The sequence below is a fragment of the Marinomonas shanghaiensis genome, assembly GCF_003259175.1.
GTDB lineage: Bacteria > Pseudomonadota > Gammaproteobacteria > Pseudomonadales > Marinomonadaceae > Marinomonas > Marinomonas shanghaiensis.
This window is the reverse complement of the sequence record NZ_QGOK01000013.1, coordinates 14,708-28,309: the sequence shown is the minus strand read 5'-3', so window position 1 is coordinate 28,309 and position 13,602 is coordinate 14,708. Positions and strand designations below refer to the sequence as shown.

The 13,602-nt window shown below is 47.1% G+C and carries 11 protein-coding genes; 7 read left to right on the top strand and 4 right to left on the bottom strand.

What is annotated here, in order from left to right; all coding sequences use genetic code 11:
• Positions 1-668 precede the first annotated feature (668 nt).
• The 5 genes from DKT73_RS11315 (at position 669) to DKT73_RS11295 (ending at position 6,607) form a co-directional block, all read left to right on the top strand.
• Positions 669-2,813 (top strand): TonB-dependent hemoglobin/transferrin/lactoferrin family receptor, encoded by a 2,145-nt coding sequence (locus tag DKT73_RS11315; protein ID WP_157959177.1) that lies wholly within the window; start codon positions 669-671, stop codon positions 2,811-2,813.
• A gap of 84 nt (positions 2,814-2,897) precedes the next feature.
• Positions 2,898-3,977, top strand: coding sequence for a hemin-degrading factor (locus DKT73_RS11310; RefSeq protein ID WP_111638665.1), 1,080 nt, complete (start codon positions 2,898-2,900; stop codon positions 3,975-3,977).
• On the top strand, positions 3,967-4,818 hold the full coding sequence (locus tag DKT73_RS11305) for a heme/hemin ABC transporter substrate-binding protein (RefSeq protein WP_111638664.1): 852 nt from the start codon (positions 3,967-3,969) through the stop codon (positions 4,816-4,818). Before DKT73_RS11310 ends, DKT73_RS11305 begins: the two co-directional genes overlap by 11 nt.
• Positions 4,815-5,834: a FecCD family ABC transporter permease gene (locus DKT73_RS11300; RefSeq protein ID WP_111638663.1), complete on the top strand. Its 1,020-nt coding sequence runs from the start codon at positions 4,815-4,817 to the stop codon at positions 5,832-5,834. Before DKT73_RS11305 ends, DKT73_RS11300 begins: the two co-directional genes overlap by 4 nt.
• A complete protein-coding gene (locus DKT73_RS11295; RefSeq protein WP_198666602.1) occupies positions 5,828-6,607 on the top strand; it encodes a heme ABC transporter ATP-binding protein in 780 nt (259 codons plus the stop codon). The genes DKT73_RS11300 and DKT73_RS11295 overlap by 7 nt, the downstream gene beginning before the upstream one ends.
• 142 nt (positions 6,608-6,749) lie before the next feature.
• On the opposite strand, the gene DKT73_RS11290 is transcribed toward DKT73_RS11295, so the two are convergent.
• The 3 genes from DKT73_RS11290 to DKT73_RS11280 form a co-directional block, all read right to left on the bottom strand.
• Positions 6,750-7,148 carry an HI0074 family nucleotidyltransferase substrate-binding subunit gene (locus DKT73_RS11290; RefSeq protein WP_198666601.1) on the bottom strand — a complete coding sequence of 133 codons (399 nt, stop codon included), beginning with the start codon at positions 7,146-7,148 and terminating at the stop codon, positions 6,750-6,752.
• Positions 7,129-7,452 (bottom strand): nucleotidyltransferase family protein, encoded by a 324-nt coding sequence (locus DKT73_RS11285; RefSeq protein WP_111638661.1) that lies wholly within the window; start codon positions 7,450-7,452, stop codon positions 7,129-7,131. Before DKT73_RS11285 ends, DKT73_RS11290 begins: the two co-directional genes overlap by 20 nt.
• Before the next feature lie 179 nt (positions 7,453-7,631).
• Positions 7,632-9,068 carry an MATE family efflux transporter gene (locus DKT73_RS11280; RefSeq protein ID WP_232827853.1) on the bottom strand — a complete coding sequence of 479 codons (1,437 nt, stop codon included), beginning with the start codon at positions 9,066-9,068 and terminating at the stop codon, positions 7,632-7,634.
• Positions 9,069-9,254: 186 nt separating this feature from the next.
• Between DKT73_RS11280 and DKT73_RS11275 the strand changes: the two genes are divergently transcribed.
• Both DKT73_RS11275 and DKT73_RS11270 read left to right on the top strand, forming a co-directional pair.
• On the top strand, positions 9,255-10,169 hold the full coding sequence (locus DKT73_RS11275) for a LysO family transporter (RefSeq protein ID WP_111638660.1): 915 nt from the start codon (positions 9,255-9,257) through the stop codon (positions 10,167-10,169).
• Between the two features lie 1,312 nt (positions 10,170-11,481).
• Positions 11,482-12,213: an FKBP-type peptidyl-prolyl cis-trans isomerase gene (locus DKT73_RS11270; protein ID WP_111638659.1), complete on the top strand. Its 732-nt coding sequence runs from the start codon at positions 11,482-11,484 to the stop codon at positions 12,211-12,213.
• 103 nt (positions 12,214-12,316) lie between these two features.
• Here DKT73_RS11270 and DKT73_RS11265 read toward each other — a convergent pair whose 3' ends face one another.
• Positions 12,317-13,555, bottom strand: a complete 1,239-nt coding sequence (locus DKT73_RS11265) for an O-antigen ligase family protein (RefSeq protein WP_111638658.1) — start codon at positions 13,553-13,555, stop codon at positions 12,317-12,319.
• Positions 13,556-13,602 lie beyond the last annotated feature (47 nt).

The window sequence follows — 13,602 nt, the reverse complement described above, 5'->3', positions numbered from 1 at the left end:
GTAGGGCATCATGAACGAAGTGTAATTTGCCGGTTAATGCCGTTGGTTGAGATAAAATGATGTTGGTTTTTCGTAGGGCATCATGAGCGCAGCGTAATGTGCCGTTTCACGACGTTGGTTGGGAATGTCAGATTACGCCTCGTACCTCGTCTCATCTGACCTACGGGATGGGTTGGCGTAGATAATGTGGTTGGTGTTTTCGTAGGGCATCATGAACGAAGTGTAATGTGCCGTTTGATGATGCGGGTTGGGAATGTCAGATTACGCCTCGTGCCTCGTCTCATCTGACCTATGGGGGATACAGAGACAGTGCAGATATCACTGAAAAACGTCTTCTATTTTCTCAGCAAAAAACAATAGTTCAGACCATTCCAGTAGGGTTTCAGGATCGGCTTTTTCAATCTCGCCTCAGTTACGTCAACGCCGTATTTGCGTACCATCAGGCGCAGCATAATAGTCGCCTCACCCTACAGCATTCCCTTCTCAATTCCAAAACACTCTTCACTGGTTGCGTAAACTTCACCAAGAAAGCTCATCACGCTTTCCTTAATAATATTAACAATTCTTAATGAAAATCATTTTCATTTAATTTGATATATTTGTGATAATCATTCTCATAAAGGATTGCATATTAATAGGGAAGACTTAATTAATTGATGAGAAGAAACATGAAGAAAACGGCTTTTCCTACTCCCTTATCTCTCCTTGCTTTGTCTATTATGGCGGCCTCACCCGCCTTTTCTGCTGATACCCCAATACAAGAAAACCCATTAGGTACCATTACTGTTGAAGCGGATTCGCTCACCGAAGCGACCACTGAGCTGGGCAGCTCGGTTTCTAAAATCAAAAGTGACGATATTGAAAAAACATTAACTCGTAACCTAGACGACCTAGTACGCTATGAGCCAGGTGTCGAAGCGAGCCAAGATTCTCGTTTTGGTATCAGCAGTGTGAACATCCGCGGCTTAGATGGCGATCGAGTCAAAATCAGTGTCGATGGTGTCACCCAAGCCGATGCATACGGTCCTACCACCACCTACCTAAGAACAGGTCGAAATACCGTTGACATGGATTCATTGGAATCTGTTGACATTATTAAAGGTGGCGACGTAGTAGAAGGCAGTGGCGCTCTGGGTGGCGTGGTAAAATACACCACCAAAGAACCCAGTAGCTTTTTAGCGCCAGAAGGCAACGATACCAGTGCTTCCTTAAAGGCAGGCTACAAAAGTGCCTCAGACGAATACAGCCAAACTCTTACGACCGCGAACCGCACTGGTAAAGTAGAGTCCTTGCTGCTTTATACCCATCGTGATGGCCATGAAAACGAGAATCATCAAGGCGATGCAGGCTCTGATCAAACGGTTGGCGCAACACGCGCGTCGGTAGATCCGGCAGATACCGGATCAGACAACGTCCTCGCCAAAGTGCAGGTGCAAGTAAATGACACCAACCGTATTGGCGTTGTAGGAGAGTATTTCCACAGCACGACCGAATCCGACTTGTATTCAGAAAGTTCAGCGACAGACCAACAAAGCTCAGATGACAAAAGTGTCCGCCGCCGTCTTGGTTTCTTTCATGAAAATACCCAAGCCAATACCCTTTACGATCGCTTAAAATGGCAATTGGATTACCAAGACACCAAAACCACTAACATTACGAACAGAACATCGGGCAATCGCGTTGTAGACCGCTTTTATGATGAAGAAAATATCAGCCTCAAGGCGGATTTGGTCAAACAACTCGATGCGCATCAGCTTCGTTATGGGATGAATTACGACGATAAATCGTTAGAAAACCTCAATAAAAACACCGTCTCTGGCGTGACAACGGCCTCTCGTTTTTCGCCCATCGCCGACGCGGATATATTGGGCCTATATTTGGAAGACAGCTGGGCAGTGACAGACAAGCTCACTCTTGTACCTGCTATTCGCTACGATAATTACCAATACACCACCAAGGGCGACGAATACATCGAATCATGGGGCGACAATAAAAACGAAGCAGTGACCGCACAGCTTTCCGCTGATTTTGCTATCAATGACACCTACAGTGTTTTTGGTAAAACAGGCTCAGGCTTTAGAGCCCCAAATTTAGACGAACTCTATTATTACTTTGAAAACTCTGCGTCTTATGGCGCGTATAGAATCAAGCCGAATCCTGACCTAAAACCGGAAGAAAGCCTGTTTGTAGAAGCTGGCGTTCGAGCGCAAAATGCTTACGGCGCTGCCGAATTGGTCGCTTTTTATAACGACTATACCAACTTTATTGAACAGGTATCTTTAGGCACCTCTAGCACATACAGGTTGGGAGAATTTACCAACAAAAACCTTGCGCATGTGGTCATCAAAGGGGCAGAGATTAAGGGTAACATCGACCTATCTAAAAGCATTGACGTTCTTAATGACGGCTGGACACTCAATGGTGCGATTGCTTACGCCGAAGGCGATAACCTAGAAGACGATGAACCTCTCGATAGCATATCACCACTTAGCGCGGTGGTAGGTCTTGGCTACGACGCCCCTTCAGACCAATGGGGTGGCAAACTTAACCTAACATGGGCTTCTGGTAAGAAAAAATCGGATTTGACCAGCAGTAGCCAATGGCTCGCCACGTCCGACTATCACCTTGTTGATCTAACGGCCTATTACAAACCCACAGACAATCTTACTTTTAACGCGGGGCTGTTTAACCTCACCGATGAAAAGTATCTAAATTGGAATGACATCCGCAACATTACCAACACCAGCACGAATCTGGACCGCTATACCCGCGCAGGTCGTAACTTTGGTATTGACGCGACACTGTCTTTCTAAGCCTATTTTTACCTAACAGCATAGACCAAAAAACAGTGTGTTTTTGGCCTATGCTAACCCGTTAACGTTAAACGGAGCATCAAGATGTTTCAAACCACAGCCACAAGACCAAACACAGAGCATCCAGCCTATTCTCATTACCAAGCCACGATGGCCGCCGGCTCAACGCTACGCGCCAGAGAACTGGCCAAAGAACTAGGCATCACCGAAGGCGATCTCGTCGCATGCCGACAAAATATCGATACATGGCAGCTACGCGCCCCTTTTCACCTATTGCTAGCCGAACTAAAAAACGTCGGCGAAGTGATGACCATCACCCGCAACGACCAAGCTGTACACGAAACAACAGGTGTGTACCACAGCTTCCAGTTTGCTGAGGCCAGAAAAACCGGCCTAGTGTTATCAGACGCTATCGACTTGCGTCTTTTCATCGGCCAATGGCACAGTGGCTTTCATGTTGTAGAAAAGGGTCGCCATAGCCTGCAATTTTTCGACAAACATGGCCTCGCTGTGCATAAAATCTATCGAACAGACAACACGATTGCAGATAAGTGGGACGCTCTGATCGCGAAATATCGTGATGCATCGCCTATTATTCCCGTGTATTTGCCCACAGAAGAAGCGCCTGTTAGCGAGCCACCAGCAACGTTTGACCAAGCCAGCTTCGCAGACGATTGGGCGAATTTAAAAGACGTGCATGAATACCACGGCATGTTGAAAAAACATGGGCTTTCTCGCACTCAAGCCCTGTCGCTCATTGGCTCTCAATGGGCGACACCGCTAGCCCAAGACAGCCTTGCCTTTGTGCTCAAACTTGCGCAAGAAAGAACCGCAGACATCATGGTATTTGTTGGCAATCCTGGCTGCATCCAAATCTACTCAGGCCCCGTTCACAAGCTCTTAACCCAAGGGCCATGGTTCAATGTATTGGACCCGACATTCAACCTTCACCTAAGAACCGATCAAATTACCCAAGCTTGGGTCATAGAACGCCCCAGTGGTGATGGCGTCATCACGTCCATTGAAGCCTTTAACGCCAGTGGCGATTCTATCATCACATTATTTGGCAAACGTAAGCCAGGACAGCCAGAACTGACCCTATGGCGTGACATCGTTCAAGCGACCAAACAGCAGCACCCAAAGGAGCCTAGCCATGCATGCTAAGCCGCGTTTTTTCAAGGGACTCGTACTGGCATCGGTGATGGTGATATCAACGGGAGCAAACGCAGCACAACGCGTCGTCAGTATCGGTGGCACCGTCACCGAAATCGTCTATCTGTTAGGGGCAGAGTCTCAGCTTGTCGCCAGTGATACCAGCAGCATCTACCCAGAAGCGGCCAACCAGACACCCAAAGTCGGCTATCAGCGTACCTTATCGGCAGAAGGCGTGCTTAGCGTGCATCCAGATACTCTGTTGATAACACCCGCAGCAGGGCCAGCAAAAGTATTACAACAATTAAAAGACACCGGCATCAACTTGATCACCATAGAAGCACCGGATACCAAGCAAGGCATACTGGATAAAATCACCCAAGTCGCCAGCGCTTTACACCAAGAGGAAAAAGGCAAATATCTCGTTCAACAAATAGAACACGCATTTGAAGCATTAAGTACCCCCAAAGCATGGCATGAACAACGTCCACCACGCTTACTGTTCGTCTTGCAAATGGGCGGTGCGCCTATGGTGGCAGGCAAGAACACAGCACCAGACGCCTTGTTTACATTAGCAGGCGCGACAAACGCGGTAGGTACGCTAGACGGCTACAAAGCTCTCACGCCAGAAGCCATTTTATTGGCTCAACCAGACGCCATTGTCGTCACCCAACAAGGCCTCAGCCGCGCAGGCGAACAAGCCATCTGGGCACTGCCAGGAATGCTGGCCACACCTGCTGGCAAAGCCCAACGTATGCTGTCGTTGGATGCGTTACTCGCCCTTGGACTAGGCCCTAGAACGCCAGAAGCCATCCAGTCTCTTCAACAGCAGCTAGAAGAATGGGCACCATGAGACACACCCAATATTCGCATATTCCCTATCCGTTGCTGATCGTTATTTTGGCTATGGTAGGATTATTCGCCCTAACCCAAGGCGCCTATTCAATAAGCTGGAAAGAGGTACTCTTGTCGTCCATAAACGACATAGACAAGCAAATTCTCATGACAGTACGACTGCCAAGGTTACTCATGGCAATATTGGTAGGCGCGGCATTGGCCGTGTCTGGGGCGCTCATGCAGGCCCTGTTTCGTAATCCATTGGCGGATCCTGGATTACTGGGCGTGTCTTCAGGGGCATCGGTCTTTGTTGGTATCTTGATTGTTATCAACCCATTTTCAGGTGGCTTGCCCCTTTGGGCACAGTCTTATATGCAAAGCATAGCGGCCTTTCTTGGGGCCGTATTAACCTGCTGGCTGATCTTTCAATTGTCCAAACACAAAGGACAAGTCTCTGTCCTGCACCTGTTGCTGGCAGGCATTGCTATTAACGCATTATCGGGTTCTGCCACCGGCTTACTGACGTACTTGAGCAACGACGAGCAACTGCGCGCACTGACATTTTGGGCCATGGGCAACCTTGGTGGCGCACGATGGGAACAAGTCGCCGTTGTCGCCAGTATTTTACTACCGTTGCTTTGTTATGTGTGGCGTCAGTCGAAAAATCTGAATCTGCTGTTACTAGGGGAAGAAGAAGCCCGTTATCTTGGCTTGGATGTGGAAACGTTTAAAGTCAAACTCATTGCCATTGTGGCCTTATGCGTCGGCGTGACCGTCGCCTTCACTGGGTTAATTGGTTTTATTGGCCTCATGGTGCCACACTTGATTCGCATGATGTTTGGTGCCGACAACCGCATTGTCATTCCCTGCTCCGCGCTACTCGGTGCCAGCTTACTCACCAGCGCCGACACTCTGGCTAGGATTGCAGTCATTCCCGCCGAACTGCCCGTTGGCCTCGTCACCAGCTTACTTGGCGGACCCTTCTTTTTATGGCTACTGTTAAAAAATATTCGAGCAACTCACTCATGTTAACCGTCAACCAACTCTCTCTAATCCGATCTGGCAAACCGCTTTTGGATCAGGTGTCTTTGTCCATCAAACCCGGTCAACTCACCATCATACTGGGCCCAAATGGTGCGGGAAAATCCACTTTATTAAAATGTTGCTCAGGGGCGCTTCACGCCGACACAGGGTACATTCACCTAGAAGACAAACTACTCACCGACTGGTCATTAGCGGACTTAGCCAAAAAGCGTGCCGTGCTCACACAACAAATTCACATGCCTTTTACGCTTACCGTTAAAGAAGTGGTTTCATTGGGGCTCGCTCCATGGCGTTTATCCGATGATCAGGCAAACCATTTGATACACAACACACTTGTGGAAGTCGGCATGGCCGACGCTGAAGCACGCATCTACGCCAGCTTGTCCGGTGGTGAACAACAACGCATCCAACTTGCCCGAGTGCTAGTGCAAGTCTACGCGGACCCACACCCACAAGCAGCAAAATACCTACTGTTGGACGAACCCATTTCCGCCCTAGACCTACATCAACAACAACGGGTACTCAGACTCTTAAAAACACTCACCCAAAAAGGACTGGGCATACTCTGTATACTGCACGACATCAACCTAGCGGCACTCTACGGAGACAAGCTTGTCCTGCTGGAAAAAGGCAAAATCACCTTCGACAGCGAACCCAGCCAACTGGCCCAAGGAAAACAAATAGAAACCACCTACCAAGCCGATCTCATCCGCTTGTCACACCCAGACACCCAACTGCCACAATGGCAATTTAAACAATAACCCACCGTCATTCCCGCGAAGGCGGGACCCCATATCCCTTGTAGGTCAGATGAGCCGAGGCACGAGGCGTAATCTGACAGTTAACGATATACGTGATGCATACCGAAGCAGGCGCCAAACCTAGGTCAATGACAACCCCAAATTATGCCGCTTGGATGATGGCCATTAATCGATTTTGAAGACGCTCCATCATTTTCAAATGGCGCGGTAAATGAGAATAAATTTCTCGGGCATATTCTTCTCGATAAGTATGCGAGGTAAGGTTTCGATCATTAAGCATGCTTAACCAAGCTTGCTCATCATCAATCCACTCCAATTGAAAAGCAAACTGCAAAGACTTCTTAGGCGACAATGCATCAATTCCCTCGACGTCCAACAACATCTTCTTCAGCAACTTCCAACCCAGCTCAAAACAAAATTCAAAGCGTTGAATGGAACCATCAATGGCGAGAGGATTAGATTCATCTTCCGCCAATGCCTCTGAAAAACGCAACAAAGCCTTCGAAAAATAAGACATAGCATCATGCGTTTCTGTTTTCATATACCACAACCTTATTTTGATCAATTTTATGTCTAAACGCGCAGTCACCTAGATGATCGTACCGGACGACATCAATGCCTAAAAGCGTATCGGCCTCTTCTACAATATCCAATACTTTCTGCCATTGCTGAAAAGAAGCACTCGGGCAATTTATCGCAAGATCAATATCCGACTTAGGCCTTGCATCACCACGGGCTCTTGACCCAAATAAATAGACCGCCTCTACAAATGGCAGCGCAACTAACTTATGCCAAAAACCATATTCAGCGATATCTATCGGGAGATTTAACGTAGAAATACTCATATTTTATTACTTCAACCAAAAACAACTCATAGGCCAAAAATGTCGGTCTAGTATCTACCAGGAGATCAGCACGAGGCGTAATCTGACAGTTAACGATATACGTGATGCATACCAATGATCCTGTCACACATCATGGCCACAAAAACCAATTCACACGCAAAATCGAGCATTTCCTCACCCTACGCCACCTCTCTTGGTGACGCAATGCGTCGGCCTTCGTAGCGCGCTAATATCACCCGAAAACGCAGGATCAAAATCACCGCCAACAGGGTCAAACCCGCCCCCAAACCGATGTAAAACCCCCTCAAAGAAAGAGTCTCGGCCCAAGGACTGTAATGAGACAACCAGAACCCAAACGGAATACTCAAACCAAACAAAGACACCGCAAAGGCGATCATGGTAGAACGCGTATCACGAAACCCTCGCAAAGCACCGGTAAACACAGTCTGCAACATATCTGGAAATTGATAACACGAAGAGATCAACAAAATACTCGCCGCCAACGCCACCACTTGCGCATTATTGCTGTAAATATACGGAATCTGCTCGTGGAACAGCTGCGTGATCACAAAGCAGGTACTGACATAAGAAAGCCCCAACCACACAATCACCCGAATACGCTTTCTCACCCCATCAACGCCTTCTTTCGACATGGCCTTCGCCACCACAATCGCCGTTACCGCACTCATCGCCATCATAGGGGTAAACAAGAAAGACGTATAAGACATCACAATCTGCCCGCCGCCTAATGCCAAATCACCAAAAGACGAAATCAGCCACGTCATCGACGAAAACAGACCCACCTCAAAAGCAAAAGCAAAGCCCGCCGGCGCACCAACATTTAAAAGAATCGAAAATTTACGGGTGTAACGCCATACCAAGCGCGTAAAAAGAGGCGTTTTATTAAGAAAACGGTCATACACAAAAAACAACGCCACCGCCAAATACAAAGACAAGGCAGACGCCAACGCCGCGCCTTTTGCCCCCATTTCAGGGAAACCGAAATTGCCGAAAATGAGCACATAGTTAAACAAGATATTCAGTACTAAACCAAAGCTCGCCACAAACAAAGGAAAGCCCGGACGCCCTGCCGCTTCAAACAAATTCTTGTACGCGGTCATCAACGCCAACATAGGCAAAGCAGGGGCAAAAATATACAAATACGTCACAGAAACCTGTCTCGTCTCTTCTTCTGTGGCCATCAGTCCCGCAAAATACGGCAAAATCGTAATGGCAACTAAACTTGCCAACACCCCAAGCCCAACAGACAACCCCACCGCTTGCGACATATACAAATTAACCAACTTTGGCTGGCGACCATGCAAATGCCGCGTCACCAAAGGCGTAATGCCAAACGTTACCCCAATCAAAAAGCACCCAACCGGCAACCACAAGCTCGACGCCAAGCCAACCGCCGCCAAATGCAAAGCGCTGTAATGGCCCAACATAATGGTATCGACCACACTGATCGACAACTCCAATGTCATCGTCAACACCATAGGAAACAACAAATGCAACACTTCACTCAACACAGGAAAACGCTTAACCACAAACCACCACCGACTATCCATAGAAAACGCCAAAAAACGACCGAACAATTTACCACCGATCGCCATCCATTGCACCGTTGGTCAAGTTTATTTCGCTTTCCCACAAGGTAGGTCAGATGAGATGAGGAACGAAGCGTAATCCGACGTTTACCCTAGACACAACACACAACTTGTATTTACACCGCAATACCGAGAAAATGCCGCTCTTATTTTTATTATCAAACAATACCTGTCTAGGAAGACCACGCCCACATGACCATTATCGCCACACTCGGCCCATTACTTATCGCACTGCTCTTTGGCTACTGGGTTAATATCACACTCTTCACCCCTGCTCGTGTGGCAAAAGGACTCGAACAACTCGTCTATCTCATTCTAGGACTGATAGGTTTCAGTTTAGGGGCACTGGACAACCTTGCCGAAAAATTATTAATTGCCGGCTACCAAGCCTTGGTTCTTTTTATCCTCATTAGCGTCATCAGCTTAACAGGACTCTACCTAAGCGGCTTGCGCTTTGGCGGCACCCACGCACAGAGCCTTGCAAAAGGTCCCAGTGACAGCAAAACACATGCACTGATTGATGCACTAAAAACTCTAGCTTGGGTGATTGGTGGCGTCCTAGTCGGTATCGTTGGCAAAGATTGGCTAACGGGCGTCGACGAACTGGTAACAGGCTTACTCTACGTACTGCTGTTTCTGATTGGCTGTCAACTGCGTCAAGGCAACCACCGCCTGCGCAAACTCTTTTTAAACGTTCAAGGCGTCATCATCGCCCTCGTTACCATTTCCACCACCTTATTAGCAGGCTGGATTGGCAGCCTGATCCTAGGGCTTAGCTGGAACCAAGGACTCGCCGTGGTATCGGGCTTTGGTTGGTACAGCCTTTCTGGCATCCTTATTACGGGCTTAGGCGACCCCGTACTTGGCACAACGGCTTTCTTACTCGACCTAAGCCGAGAAATCCTTGCCCTTATGCTGATTCCTTTCTTAGCGCGCCTAAACAGCCACATGTCCGTCGGTTACTCCGGCGCCACTGCCATGGACTTCACTCTCCCCATGCTCGGCAAATTCCATGGTGCACAGATTGTTCCCGTCTGCATCGCCAGCGGCTTCATCATGAGCATACTCGTGCCCGTCCTAATTCCCTTATTTATGGGGATAAGTTAATGTAGGTCGGCCTTCAGGCCGTCAAAAGCTCAATCACACCAAACACAATCACCTGTAGGTCGGCCTTTAGGCCGTCAAAAAAGCATCCAGCCTTTGCAAACCCCTTGACGCGCTAAAGCACGACCTACAAAAAACCAATCCCCTGTAGGTCGGCCTTTAGGCCGTCAAAAAAGCATCCAGCCGTTACGAAACATCCTTGACGCGCTAAAGCACGACCTACAAAAACCTAACCCAATCACCTGTAGGTCGGCCTTTAGGCCGTCAAAAAGCATCCAGCCTTTGCAAACCCCTTGACGCGCTAAAGCACGACCTACAAAAAACCAATCCCCTGTAGGTCGGCCTTTAGGCCGTCAAAAAAGCATCCAGCCGTTACGAAACATCCTTGACGCGCTAAAGCACGACCTACAAAAACCTAACCCAATCACCTGTAGGTCGGCCTTTAGGCCGTCAAAAAGCATCCAGCCTTTGCAAACCCCTTGACGCGCTAAAGCACGACCTACAAAAAACCAATCCCCTGTAGGTCGGCCTTTAGGCCGTCAAAAAAGCATCCAGCCGTTACGAAACATCCTTGACGCGCTAAAGCACGACCTACAAAAACCTAACCCAATCACCTGTAGGTCGGCCTTTAGGCCGTCAAAAAGCATCCAGCCTTTGCAAACCCCTTGACGCGCTAAAGCACGACCTACAAAAAACCAATCCCCTGTAGGTCGGCCTTTAGGCCGTCAAAAAAGCATCCAGCCGTTACGAAACATCCTTGACGCGCTAAAGCACGACCTACAAAAAACCAATCCCCTGTAGGTCGGCCTTTAGGCCGTCAAAAAAGCATCCAGCCGTTACGAAACATTCTTGACGCGCTAAAGCACGACATCCAAGATCCCCAGCCTTATCAAAGTCAACAAATCGTAAAGACCCACGAATAAACAAAGCGGCTTTAGCAAACACTGTCATGCTTGTGTAAAAGCGATTGTCTCGCCAAATAACAGAGGATTACTCTCTTTGAACGTCTTGTGCTTTGCGGAACCGTTCTTGAAATGAAACGAGATCTTTTAGAACTCAAACAAAGTGTGCAGGTGAAGGGGTCACTTTGGTAACGTGAGAACATATAAATTGGCGTAAGCAGCCCATTTTATGTTAGAACACTTACGTTAAACAGAAATGACGGATATGATTTTGCAAAGCACAAGGCGTATATCATTGTTCCTGCTTTGTTTTCGCCCCATGAAATGTTAGTCAAAGATAAGCAAATCAAATTCCGCCTGAACGCTTTACATCACTGAGTGATAAATCAACAAACAATGGAACACCTTTCCTTATGAAAAAAATAGTTATGAAAAAAACGCTTATTGCCGCGCTGGTTATGTCTTCCGTTTCTTTTGCGTACGCAGACAACAGTGCAGTTAAACTCGAATCGAAAGAACAACGCCTTGGCTACAGCATAGGCACCATGTTTGGTTCACGCATGTCACAAGACTTTTCTGACCTAGACATAAAAACCTTCATGGCAGGCTTCCAAGACGCCTTTGCTGGCAAGGAAGGCAAAATGACCATGGATGAAGTCACGCAAACCATCCAAAGCTACCAGCAAGAACAGATGGCAAAAGCACAGCTTGAAGAAGAAAAAGCCGCTGAAGAAGCCAAAGCAGCATCAGCCGCGTGGTTGAAAGAAAAAGAAGCCGAAAAAGGCGTCAAGAAAACAGAATCTGGCTTATTGTATAAAGTCGTCACCGAAGGCAAAGGTGACAAGCCAAACGCTAACGACACCGTCGAAGTGGACTACGAAGGCAGCCTAATTGACGGTACCGTATTCGACAGTTCTTACCAACGTGGCGAGTCCATCTCTTTCCCTCTAAATGGCGTCATCGCAGGCTGGACAGAAGGCCTACAACTCATGACACCAGGCTCTAAATACGAACTTTATATTCCAGCAGACCTAGCCTACGGCCCTGGTGGAACTGGCCCTATTCCACCGAATGCGGCACTGAAATTTGTGGTAGAACTACACAAAGTTGTGAACGAAGAAAGCAGCACAGAAGCGGCAAAATAAAATATTTGCCATAAATCTCAGATACAAAAATGGCCATCGAACGATGGCCATTTTTTTGCTCACATCTTTGTTTCGTTGTAAGCCTATAAAACTCAGACCTAGATTATCGCGCCAATTCTTTTCGTTCGGCCCAACGAACCGCAGCCCAGAAATACACAATAGGAAACGCATACATCATTACGCCAATATTGTGGCTAAACATTACCTGTGACAAACCAAAATCCATATAACACATCGGAACTAGAGCACCTGCTATAGCATAGGCTCGTATGTTCCAATTATCAGGATACTGACGCATTTTTTTCAGGAAAAGTTGAAGTGGAATCAAGTAAACAGCCAGAAGAAAAATAAAACCAATAATTCCAGTTAACCCTAATGCATTAATAAATTCATTGTGAGCATGACTATGTGTTAACACTTTAGCAGACACCGCGCCTTCAGCAATAAGTTTCTCCTTTACAGCAACGCTACCATACTCTCCAACACCAACAAGAGGTGACTCCGCAAACATACTTAGAGCGGCTTTCCACATTTCAAATCTCAGCCCTACAGAAGAATCCTTATCAACACCTTGATCGTATTCCACAACATCATGAACAGCCTGGCCCACTCGGTCTTTTATGCCAGTTTGAGGAATTAAAACAGCAATAAAAACCAGTAAAATTGAGACTATACAGACTCCCCATACAAGCTTTTTCCCCAATAAAAAGCGACTTTGCCATAGTAAGAAAAAACCAATCAAAGGCAGAGCTACCCAGCCACCACGGGAAGCAGATAACACGGATGCTCCAATACCGCACAAACCTCCTAGAATAGCTAGCATCAACCAAACATAACGTTTATTGGATAAAAAATAGGTTGCAGATGCAAAACTGATTAAGCCAAGCATCATACCAATATTACCGAACATGATAGGATGCTCACTACCGTTGGCACGACTCAAACCTAGTACTTTTCGCTCATAAATCGCCAAAACAAAAGCAGCAATCGCCCCAATAACCGTACCAAACCACAATAAATTCTCCCTACCCGCAGACCTCAAAAGTAACAACAAAACAGGGAGAGCTAAGATAAAACGTGAAGGCCTATCAAGTTCTCGCGTATGCCATCCGTCGAGATACACAAAACCAAACATAGCGCAAGCATACAGTGCAAATACATAAAAAAGCATCTTATCTTCTTTGTGTAGCTCAAGCCATCTGGGCTTTAAGAAAAATAATCCGAACGATAGAAGAAAAATAATCGTTGTACCAACACTATAGCCATTAGGAGCTGCAATAGATAAAGCAAAAGTCAACGCGGCAAGAAACCACACTAAAATACTAAAAGTGGTGTTTAACATATGTAAAAAATCCCTTACAAGGTATCATGATGGGTAGAACAACACCG

Excerpts from the sequence above, each read along its gene's own strand:
- DKT73_RS11280 (WP_232827853.1), bottom strand. The coding sequence starts at position 9,068 with ATGGCGATCGGTGGTAAATTGTTCGGTCGTTTTTTGGCGTTTTCTATG.
- DKT73_RS11295 (WP_198666602.1), top strand. The coding sequence starts at position 5,828 with ATGTTAACCGTCAACCAACTCTCTCTAATCCGATCTGGCAAACCGCTT.
- DKT73_RS11315 (WP_157959177.1), top strand. The coding sequence starts at position 669 with ATGAAGAAAACGGCTTTTCCTACTCCCTTATCTCTCCTTGCTTTGTCT.
- DKT73_RS11305 (WP_111638664.1), top strand. The coding sequence starts at position 3,967 with ATGCATGCTAAGCCGCGTTTTTTCAAGGGACTCGTACTGGCATCGGTG.
- DKT73_RS11270 (WP_111638659.1), top strand. The coding sequence starts at position 11,482 with ATGAAAAAAATAGTTATGAAAAAAACGCTTATTGCCGCGCTGGTTATG.
- DKT73_RS11310 (WP_111638665.1), top strand. The coding sequence starts at position 2,898 with ATGTTTCAAACCACAGCCACAAGACCAAACACAGAGCATCCAGCCTAT.
- DKT73_RS11265 (WP_111638658.1), bottom strand. The coding sequence starts at position 13,555 with ATGTTAAACACCACTTTTAGTATTTTAGTGTGGTTTCTTGCCGCGTTG.
- DKT73_RS11275 (WP_111638660.1), top strand. The coding sequence starts at position 9,255 with ATGACCATTATCGCCACACTCGGCCCATTACTTATCGCACTGCTCTTT.
- DKT73_RS11285 (WP_111638661.1), bottom strand. The coding sequence starts at position 7,452 with ATGAGTATTTCTACGTTAAATCTCCCGATAGATATCGCTGAATATGGT.
- DKT73_RS11300 (WP_111638663.1), top strand. The coding sequence starts at position 4,815 with ATGAGACACACCCAATATTCGCATATTCCCTATCCGTTGCTGATCGTT.
- DKT73_RS11290 (WP_198666601.1), bottom strand. The coding sequence starts at position 7,148 with ATGAAAACAGAAACGCATGATGCTATGTCTTATTTTTCGAAGGCTTTG.